Source organism: Streptomyces daliensis (assembly GCF_054782395.1).
Window position 1 is genome coordinate 286,870 of the sequence record NZ_BAAGSO010000118.1, and the last position, 9,286, is coordinate 296,155.

10 protein-coding genes are annotated in these 9,286 nt (G+C 73.6%); 5 read left to right on the top strand and 5 right to left on the bottom strand.

The window, feature by feature from the left end; translation table 11 throughout:
• The first annotated feature begins 164 nt into the window (after positions 1 to 164).
• Positions 165 to 491 carry a class I SAM-dependent DNA methyltransferase gene (locus ACYVOO_RS32835; protein ID WP_461019362.1) on the top strand — a complete coding sequence of 109 codons (327 nt, stop codon included), beginning with the start codon at positions 165 to 167 and terminating at the stop codon, positions 489 to 491.
• Positions 492 to 573: 82 nt separating this feature from the next.
• On the top strand, positions 574 to 1,008 hold the full coding sequence (locus ACYVOO_RS32840) for a hypothetical protein (RefSeq protein WP_461019363.1): 435 nt from the start codon (positions 574 to 576) through the stop codon (positions 1,006 to 1,008).
• Here ACYVOO_RS32840 and ACYVOO_RS32845 read toward each other — a convergent pair.
• Both ACYVOO_RS32845 and ACYVOO_RS32850 read right to left on the bottom strand, forming a co-directional pair.
• The gene (locus ACYVOO_RS32845) at positions 960 to 1,778 is read right to left on the bottom strand and encodes a metallophosphoesterase family protein (protein ID WP_461019364.1); all 819 of its coding nucleotides are present in this window, start codon (positions 1,776 to 1,778) and stop codon (positions 960 to 962) included. The two genes, ACYVOO_RS32840 and ACYVOO_RS32845, sit on opposite strands and share 49 nt — an antisense overlap.
• A 95-nt stretch (positions 1,779 to 1,873) precedes the next feature.
• Positions 1,874 to 2,461 (bottom strand): TetR/AcrR family transcriptional regulator C-terminal domain-containing protein, encoded by a 588-nt coding sequence (locus tag ACYVOO_RS32850; RefSeq protein WP_461019472.1) that lies wholly within the window; start codon positions 2,459 to 2,461, stop codon positions 1,874 to 1,876.
• 84 nt (positions 2,462 to 2,545) lie between these two features.
• Here ACYVOO_RS32850 and ACYVOO_RS32855 point away from each other — a divergent pair, with 84 nt between their 5' ends.
• The gene (locus ACYVOO_RS32855) at positions 2,546 to 3,796 is read left to right on the top strand and encodes an FAD-dependent monooxygenase (protein ID WP_461019365.1); all 1,251 of its coding nucleotides are present in this window, start codon (positions 2,546 to 2,548) and stop codon (positions 3,794 to 3,796) included.
• 51 nt (positions 3,797 to 3,847) lie between these two features.
• Here ACYVOO_RS32855 and ACYVOO_RS32860 read toward each other — a convergent pair whose 3' ends face one another.
• Genes ACYVOO_RS32860 through ACYVOO_RS32870 form a run of 3 tightly spaced genes read right to left on the bottom strand, consistent with a single transcriptional unit; the run spans position 3,848 to position 7,082 of the window.
• A complete protein-coding gene (locus tag ACYVOO_RS32860) occupies positions 3,848 to 4,810 on the bottom strand; it encodes an ABC transporter ATP-binding protein (protein WP_461019366.1) in 963 nt (320 codons plus the stop codon).
• The gene (locus ACYVOO_RS32865; protein WP_461019367.1) at positions 4,807 to 5,958 is read right to left on the bottom strand and encodes a FecCD family ABC transporter permease; all 1,152 of its coding nucleotides are present in this window, start codon (positions 5,956 to 5,958) and stop codon (positions 4,807 to 4,809) included. Before ACYVOO_RS32865 ends, ACYVOO_RS32860 begins: the two co-directional genes overlap by 4 nt.
• Positions 5,955 to 7,082: a FecCD family ABC transporter permease gene (locus ACYVOO_RS32870; RefSeq protein WP_461019368.1), complete on the bottom strand. Its 1,128-nt coding sequence runs from the start codon at positions 7,080 to 7,082 to the stop codon at positions 5,955 to 5,957. The genes ACYVOO_RS32865 and ACYVOO_RS32870 overlap by 4 nt, the downstream gene beginning before the upstream one ends.
• Before the next feature lie 73 nt (positions 7,083 to 7,155).
• On the opposite strand from ACYVOO_RS32870, the gene ACYVOO_RS32875 reads away from it, so the two are divergent.
• Positions 7,156 to 8,184 carry an ABC transporter substrate-binding protein gene (locus ACYVOO_RS32875; RefSeq protein WP_461019369.1) on the top strand — a complete coding sequence of 343 codons (1,029 nt, stop codon included), beginning with the start codon at positions 7,156 to 7,158 and terminating at the stop codon, positions 8,182 to 8,184.
• Positions 8,185 to 8,307: 123 nt separating this feature from the next.
• Positions 8,308 to 9,114, top strand: coding sequence for a 2,3-dihydro-2,3-dihydroxybenzoate dehydrogenase (locus ACYVOO_RS32880; protein WP_461019370.1), 807 nt, complete (start codon positions 8,308 to 8,310; stop codon positions 9,112 to 9,114).
• Positions 9,115 to 9,286: the final 172 nt, after the last annotated feature.

A 9,286-nucleotide genomic window follows, 5' to 3' on the forward strand; every position in this document is an offset into this window, starting at 1 on the left:
CGCGTACGGGTGTGCCGGGGCCTCCGGGAATGGGGGGCACGGGTTACGGGGTGGCCGACTGGGGAGGCTCCGTCGAACCTGGCGCGCGGCGACGGCCACGCAGCACGTGACGCGCGCCGGAGCGGACGACGAGGACGAGGTGCGAGGACGAGGTGAAGGCGCGGATGACGGACAGCCGGACGAGCATCGAGCGGGCACACGCCCTGGACGGAACGGCGCGGGCGATCGAGGCCCACTACAGGGACTGGGCGAGCACCTACGACAGGGACGTGCTCGGCGAGCGGTACGACGCACCGGAGTTCATGTGCGAACTGTTCGTCGAGCTGTCCGCGCAGTGGCCCAGGGGCGCGAGGGAGCGGGCGAGCCTGCTCGACGCCGGGTGTGGCACGGGGCTCATAGGCGCCGCGCTGGCCCGGCACGGCCGGTACGCGCTCGACGGCTTCGACCTGAGCGAGGAGATGGTCGAGCGGGCGCGCGGCACCGGCGCCTAGGGGGTGTCTTCGACGTAGCGTCGTCCGGCCGTTAGGCCGGGGGCTGCCGGGGGCACCTCCCAGCGGTAGCTGGGGGAGTCTGGTGCGTGCGGTCGCAAGGCGGAGGGAGGAGAGCGCAGCGGGCTGCGCTGACGACCGACAACGTCGCGAGCGTGCGTGCCAGGCGTCGCAGCCCAGACGGGACGTTGAAGACACCCCCTATGGCACGCTGTGGGGCGGCGTCGATCTGAACCGCCCCGAGACCCTGCCCGAGCGCACCTACGACGCCACCCTGTGCTCCGGTGTCTTCGCGCCGGGACATGTGCGCCCTGAGGCACTGTCCGCGCTGCTGCGGGTGACGGCGCCTGGCGGGCTCGTCCTGGTGAACACCCGCGACAGCTACGCGGAGTCCTCGGGCTTCGCCTCCCACGTCGGCGAACTCGCCAACGCGGGCCGCCTGGACCTGCTGCGCCACGTGGAGGACGCGCCCTACATCGGCACGGAACGCGCCCAGTACTGGGCGCTGCGGGCCCGCTGAGACGGTGACGCGCGCCGCCCTTCGCGCTGCCCGTCGCACCGTCCGTCGCGCGGGCCGAACGCGGCGAGCGCGTCCTCCGCGCTGGAGCGGGCGTGGACGTACTCCTCCGCCCAGGCGTCCGCGTCAGGGAAGGACGAGGCGGCGGCGATGCGGGCCCGCGCCGCCGCGTAGTCGTAGGGCGTGCGGCGCAGCGTGATGCCGGGCCCGAGCAGGGCCCAGTGCGCGCCTGCCCGCCCGTAGGGCATGCCGACGCTGCCCGGGTTGACGACGGTGCGGCCGTGCACGACACGGGTGAACGGCACATGTGTGTGGCCGCACACCACGGTGCCCACGCCCGCGTCGAGCCCGGCGGTGACCTCGGTCCAGCGCTCGGTGCGGGAGTCGACGAGCACGACCTCGGCGTCGTCGCGCGGGGTGGCGTGGCAGAACAGGACGCGGCCGAGGCCCGCGACGTCCAGCTCGGCGGTGAGCGGCAGCGCCGCGAGCCGCTCGCGCTGTGCGGCGCTGACGCGGCCCGCGGCCCAGTCGGTGACGGGATCGCCCGTGGGGCGGGCCTCGGCCAGTTCGCGGTCGGCGTTGCCCCGTATCCACAGGGCGCGTTCGCCGAGTGCTTCGAGCGCGTCGAGGGTTTCCACGGGCAGTGGGCCCGCGGCCAGGTCGCCGGTCAGGACGATCCGGTCGGCGGCACGTACGTCGGGCTCGGCGAGCACCGCCTCCAGCGCGGGCAGCACCCCGTGGATGTCGGACAGGACCGCGACATGTGACGTCATACGGGTGGACGGTAGGGCCGCCGGGCGGTGCGGGTGGTGGGTTGCGCGCGGAGCGAACCCGCTGCCGCTGCCTTCGCCTCCGCGCGAGCTACGAGTTACGGGCCTTGCACCGGGCCGTCGGCCCGCGTCGCGGTGCGGTGGACCAGGCCGTCCAGGATGAGGGCCAGACCGGCCTCGAACGCCGACTCGTGGTCGATCACGGGCATGTCGGCCGGTAGCTCCGAGCCGTCGCCGGGCCCGGCGTCCGCCTGTTCCTCCAGGACACTGCCGACCGTGAAACGGCCGGCGGCCAGCATCGCCATCTGCGCGTCCCGCTCGGGCACCCCGGAGGCGACCAGGAAGTCCATCTTGCGGCGGATCCGGTCGAGGTCGTTGGCGGGGGTGCTGCCCGCGTGGAGGCGTGCGCCGTCCCGGCGCATCAGCAGGGTGCGCCGGAAGCTCCGCGTGTTGTCCAGGAACCAGTCGCGCCAGTCGTCGCCGGGCGTCGGCAGCGGGGCGGCGGCGTGCGGTGCCATCGCCGCCTCCGCCATGGCGGCGAGGAGGTCCTTCTTGGTGCGGAAGTACCAGTAGAGCGAGGGCTGTTCGACGCCCAGCCGCTTCGCCAGCCGCCGCGTGCTGACCGTGTCCAGGCCGACCTCGTCGAGCAGATCGAGCGCTCCGGAGACGACGATCTCACGGTTCATCTTGGTCACGTTGACAAATCTATCACTGATAGACGACTCTCGAAAAGGAATCATTCACCGATAGATTTTTTTGGGGTGACGGGCATGTCCGACGGATCGGGAGCGCGCCCTCTGCGGGTCCTTGTCGCAGGTGGCGGGATATCGGGCCAGGCGCTGGCCTTCTGGCTCACGCGGGGCGGTCACAAGGTGACCGTCGTCGAACGCTTTCCGGCGCTGCGGGCCACGGGCGCGCAGGTCGATCTCCGGGGGCAGGGCATCGAGGCCGTCGAGCGGATGGGGCTTCTCGACGCCGTCCGCGGCAAGCTCGTGGACGAGGCGGGTGTCGCCTTCGTCGACGCGCGCGGCAGGGCCAGGGCGACGATCATGGCCAACACCTCAGGACGTGGCAGGCAGACCCTCACCTCCGAGTACGAGATCATGCGCGGTGACCTGGTGCGCCTCCTGTACGAGGCGTCGAAGGACGACACCGGGTACGTCTTCGGAGTGAGCGTGGACGGCTTCGAGCAGGACGGACAGCGGGTCGTCGCGCACTTCTCCGACGGCTCCTCCGGCGAGTTCGACCTCCTGGTCGGCGCGGACGGGCAGGGATCGCGCATCCGCCGGGCGATCCTCCCCGCGGACTCCGACCCGTACTGGCGGGTCGGCATCCACATGGCCTACTGGTTCATCCCGCGCACGGCGTCCGACGGCAACATCCGGGACACCTACCTGGCTCCGGGCGGCCGTCAGATCATGCGCCGCAGCCACAACCCGGCCGAGACCCAGGTGTACTTCGTGCTGCGGGAGGAGTCGGAGGAAGCCTCGGCGGTCCACCGGAAACCGGTCGAGCGCCAGCGGGAGTTCTGGGCGAGCAGATTCCGCGACGCGGGCTGGCAGACCGGGCGCTTCATCGACGGCATGCGGACGAGCCCGTTCTTCTACTCCCAGGAGGTCGTCCAGGTCCGGACCGGCACCTGGTCCAAGGGCCGCGTGGTCCTCGCCGGTGACGCCGCCCACTGCGCCTCCCCCTACAGCGGCATGGGCGTCTCCGGCGGCCTGGTGGGCGCCCACGTCCTGGCCGGCGAGATCAACCGGCACCCGGGCGACCTGCCGACCGCGCTGGCGCACTACGACAGCGTGCTGCGGCCCTTCGTCGACAGGATCCAGGGCGAAGTGAATCCGCGTCTCCTGCGCCTGGGCCTGCCGATGACCCGGCGCGCGATCGACGCCTTCCAGGCCGCCACCGCGCTGGCCTGCTTCCTGCGCGTCCCCGGTCTCGTCGCGCGCTTCTCGAAGGAGGACCGCGGCGGAGGCTGGCAGCTCCCCGGGAACCCGGCGCCTGTCAGCGCCGTCTGAAGGCGGCCGGACACCGGGGGCCGATGGCCGTCGCGAGCGGCATCTCGTCGGTCAGCCCTGCTCCGGTTCTGGTTCCGGTTCTGCTTCCGCTTCCCGCTCCGGCCCGGCACCGGCCGTCGCCGCTTCCCTCTTCGCGGCGGTCCTGGCGACGGGCACCACGACCGGCGAACCGTCCGAGGGCGCGGGGACGATGTCGGCCCGTACCCCGTACAGCTCCTGCACCAGCGCCGCGTCCAGCATCGTCCGGGGCGGGCCCGAGGCGACGATGTGGCCGTCGCGCATGGCGAGGAGGCCATCGGCCCAGCGGGCCGCAGCGGCGAGGTCGTGCAGCACCATGACGACGGTCCGCCCGCCCGCGGCGATCTCCCGTACCAGCTCCAGGACTTCGAGCGCGTGCCCCATGTCGAGCGCGCTCGTCGGCTCGTCCAGCAGGAGCAGCGGGGTCTGCTGGGCGAGGGCCATCGCGAGCCAGCACCGCTGCCGCTGCCCGCCGGAGAGGGTGTCGAGGCGGCGCCCGGCGAGCGCCGCCGTGCCGGTGGCGTCGAGCGCGTCCCGTACGGCGCGCTCGTCCTCCCGCGACCACTGGCGCAGCAGTCCCTGGTGCGGATGACGGCCGTAGCGCACGAGCCCGGCGACGGTCACAGCGTCGGGCGCCCGCGGTGACTGGGGGAGGAGCGCGACCCGGTGCGCGGCCTGGCGCTGACGCAGTCGCCACACGTCCGTGCCGCCGACGCGCACGGTGCCCTCGTCCGGCCTGTGCAGCCGGGCGACGGCGCGCAACAGGCTGGACTTGCCGCAGCCGTTGGGCCCGACGACCGCGACGACCTGGCCCTGCGGCACCTCGAAGGTGACGTCGCGCACGGCGGTGTGCTCCGCGTAGCCGACGGTGAGCCCGGACACCTCCAGCGCGGGGTTCCGGGTGCCGTCCGCGGTGGCTGGGTCCGGGGCGGCACGCACCGCCGGGGTCGCCGGGGCGTCTTCCCAGGCGGGGGTGGGGGCTGTCACGTGGGTCATGCCTTTCCCGCTGTCGCGTCCACACCACGGCGGCCGAGCAGCGTCCACAGGAGGAAGGGGCCGCCCAGCACGCTGGTGACGACACCGACGGGTATCTCTACGGGGGCGATGACGCGGCCCAGCGCGTCGGCCGCCGCCACCAGCGCGGCACCGGTGAGGGCCGAGCCGAGCACGGGCACGCGCGCCGGACCCGCGAGCCGTCCGGCGATGACGGGCGCGGCCAGTGCCACGAAGGAGACGGGTCCGCCGATGCCCACGGCGACCCCGGCGAGCGCCACGGCCAGCGCCAGCGCGACACCCCGCACCTTCGGCACGGAGAGCCCGAGGCACGCCGCCGTCTCGTCGTCGAACCGGAGGACGTCCAGCCGCCGCCCGGCGACGAGCGAGAGCGGCAGCAGCGGGACCAGGCAGAGCGCGAGGGGCAGCGCGACGGCGAGGTCACGGCCGCTGAGGCTGCCGACGCTCCACAGGAACACCCCGCCCGCGGTGTTGTCGTTCTGCCGGGAGAGCACGAGGTCGGTGACGGCGCCGACGACGGCGGAGACGCCGATGCCCACGACGAGCACACGGTAGCCGCGCGTCCCGGTGCCGCCCGCGAGCAGCGTGACGAGCGCCGCGGCTGCCGCGGCGCCGAGGGGGCCCAGCCACCAGTCGCCGATCATCGCGGTGGAGGAGCCGACGACGGAGGCGACGACGACGGCGGTCGCGCCCTCGTTTACGCCGATGATGTCCGGGGTCGCGAGCCGGTTGCCCGCCAGCGCCTGCGTGAGGCAGCCGGAGACGCCGAGCGCGGCGCCGACCATGAGCCCGACGACGACGCGCGGCAGCCGGAACTCGCGCACGAGCATGACGTCCAGGCTGTCCCCCGTGCCCAGCAGCCCGCCGACGCTCTGGCCGAGGCTCATGCCGCTGGAGCTGGCGAGGGTGCCCAGCACGACGACGGCCGCGACGACGAGCCCGAGGCCGACGGCGACGAGCGCGGTGCGCGGCGGGAAGAGCCACGAGAAGGTGCCGAGGCGGAGGACGACGCTGTCGGGCGGGGCGAGGGGCGTGCGCGGCGCGTGCGGGGCGGGAGGGGTGCCCTTCGACGGCTCGGGACCGGCCCCCGTTACCTCCGCATCCTGTTCTGTTTCCTGACGTGGTGTCATGCGGCGCCTCCCGTCAGCGTGCCCCTGTCCGTGCGGGCGATCCAGATGAGCAACGGCCCGCCGAGCAGCGCCAGCAGCACGCTCACCGGTGTCTCCCATGGCCGCATCACCACGCGCGCCAGGACGTCGGCGGCGAGCGTGACATCGGCGGCGACGAGCGCGGAGAGGAGGAGCTGCGCCACGATGCGCGGCCCGGCGAGGGCGCGTGCCGCGTACGGGGCGAGGAGACCGAGGAAGGCGATGGGCCCGGCCAGCGCGACGGCGGCGCCGGTCAGCAGGGTGACCGCGCCGACGGCGGCGAGCCGGACGCGGCCCGGGTGGTGGCCCAGGGCCCGCGCCGCGTCGTCGCCGAGTGCCAGCGCGGACACGGGGCGCGCGGTGAGCAGCGCGCACAGCAGCCCGACGCCGACGACGGGGGCCATGGCCCGTACCGCCGAGGCGTCCACCCCGGCCAGCGAACCGATGGTCCAGTAGCGGTACTCGTCGAAGGTGGAGCGGCTGCCGAGCAGCACATAGGCGGTCGCGCCGTGGAAGGTGGCGCCGAGTGCGGACCCGGCCAGCACCAGCCGCAGCGGCGAGCCCGCCGCGCGCCCCGACGCGGCGATCAGCAGCACCACGGCGCTGGCGGCGAGTCCGCCGGCGAGGGCCCAGCCGAGCATCCCGTAGGCGGAGGTCACCCCGGCCCAGGTGAGTCCCGTGACGACTCCGGCCGCCGCGCCCGCGTTGACGCCGAGCAGGCCGGTCTCGGCCAGCGGGTTGCGGGTGACGGCCTGGAGGAGCGCGCCCGCCGTGCCGAGTCCGGCGCCGACCACGAGGGCGGCGAAGGTGCGCGGCATCCGTACGTCGCCGACGGCGAGCTGGAGTTGGGCGTCCGCGCGGGCCCCGGGGACGCCGAGGAGGTAGGCGAGGGCGCGTCCCGCGGGCGCGTCGCCCGTGCCGACGAGCAGCGAGAGCAGCGCGAGGACGAGCAGCGCGGTGGTGAGGGCGAGCGCGGCCCACAGCACCGTGCGGCGCCCGGCGGCCGGACGGGTTCGTCCGGCCTGTCCGGGCCGTCGGGCCTGAGCCGTTGGCGGGGAATCCTCGCCGTTGGTGACGTCGGGGCTGCCCCGGAGCACAGGAAGCATTAGGTTAGCCTAACCTAAGTTTTCTCGACGCGGTCCGGCCCCCGGACCGCCGTGACCTGTACGGGAGTTGTCCATGCCTCGTCTGTACGGCCGGTCCGGCCGCGCCATCCCCGCCGCCCCCGCCCTCTCCGGCACCCGTTCCACGCGCCGTCGACTGGCGGTGACCGCCGCGCTCGCGGCCGTCGTCCCGCTCGCGCTGTCGGGGTGCGGCGCGGAGGAGTCAGCGGGCGCGGAGGGCTCAAGTGAGGCGAAGGGCGCCACCCGCACGGTCGAGGACGCCACGGGCGCGCGGGTGAAGGTGCCCGAGAAGCCTGTGAAGGTGGTGACGCTCAGCGAGATGGACCTCGACAGCGCGCTCGCGCTGGGCGTGAAGCCCGTCGGACTGACCGCGGGGCGGGGCCAGAAGGGCGCGCCGGAGTATCTGGCGGACAAGGCCGAGGGGATACCCCTGGTCGGCGCCGTGACAGGGCCCGACGTCGAGAAGGTGGCCCGGGCGAAGCCGGATGTGATCCTCGCCGGGCAGGTCGCTGACAAGCAGGTGCTGCGGCAACTGCGGGCCATCGCGCCCACCGTGGTGACGTTCGCGAAGAGCAACGACTTCAAGGACGCGCTCAACCTCACGGCCAATGCGCTCAACAGACAGGAGCGCGCGGAGAAGGTCCTGGGTGCCTACGACGAGAAGGTCGCGGAGGTGAAGAAGGGCCTCGGCGACCGGGTCGGGTCCACCGTCAGCGTCGCCCGCTACAGCACCAAGGGCACGGCGCTGATGCAGCAGGGCGTCTTCGTCAGCGACGTGCTCAAGGACCTCGGCTTCGCGCGGCCGGGAATCCAGAAGGAGCGCGGCGAGGGCCACTCGACCCCGATCAGCGACGAGGACATCGCGAAGGTCGACGGCGACTGGCTGTTCATCGGCACCCTCTCCGCGCAGGGCGAGGACGCGAAGCTGCTGAAGGAGCTTCAGGAGAAGCCCGCATACAAGGAGTTGGACGCCGTGCGCGAGGGCCACGTCACGGAGATCGACGGGTCGAAGTGGACCAGCCTGGGCGGTCCGCTGGCCGCCGGCTCGGTGCTGGACGACATCGAGAAGGCGATGGCCGGGTGACCTTCCGCAGGGGTGTTCCGGGCGCCCGCGCGAGCTTTCCGTGAGTCCCGGAGGGCCCACGGGAAGCCGTGTTAGGTTAGCCTTACCTTAGTACGAAGTCGATCTCTGGGAGAGGTGTGCGCGTTGCCTTCGCAAGCGACTGAAACCGAACTCGTCGGCAGAACGGCACTCGTCACGGGAGCGGGCGCGGGCATCGGCGCCTCCGTCGCCCGTACGCTCGCCGACCGGGGCGCCCGAGTCGCCGCCGTTGACCGCGAGTCCGACGGCGTCAAAGCCCTGGAGGCCGAGTACGGCCAGGACCGGATCAGCGCGCACACCGCCGACGTCGCCGACGCCGCGGCCGTCGAGGAACTGGTGGCCGAGGTGGAGCGCACCGTGGGCCCCCTCGGCATCCTCGTCAACGTGGCCGGTGTGCTGCACGCGGCGCCCGTCGTCGAACTCACCGACGAGGACTGGGCACGGACCTTCGCGGTCAACACCACCGGCGTCTTCCATGTCTCCCGCGCCGTCGCCCGCCGCATGAGCGAGCGGCGCGACGGCCAGGTGGTGACCGTCGGCTCCAACGCCGCCGGTATCCCGCGCACCGGGATGGCCGCCTACGCGGCGTCCAAGGCGGCGGCCACCATGTTCACCAAGTGCCTCGGGCTCGAACTCGGCCGCAGCGGCATCCGGTGCAACGTCGTCTCGCCCGGCTCCACGGACACCGCCATGCAGCGGGCACTGTGGCCGGAGGACGACGGCACGAACGCGGGGCCGCCGCGCACGGTGATCGACGGCGACCCGGACACGTACCGCACCGGTATCCCGCTCGGCCGGATCGCCGAACCCCTCGACATCGCCGAGGCCGTGGCCTTCCTGGTCTCCGACCGGGCCCGCCACATCACCCTCCACGACCTGTACGTGGACGGCGGCGCGACGCTGCGCGCCTGACCGGGCACCGGAAGCGCCGCGGGACGCCTGCGCGTGAGCGCGCGCTCCGAACCGCCGCTCCGGAGACGGCCCCGGACATCCGACCCCGGGCAGGGGCAACCGTGCCAGGGCGTTCCCCGACACGGGTGCCGGTGCCCGAAGACGACCGGCCGCGCGACGGTACCGGCCGCCG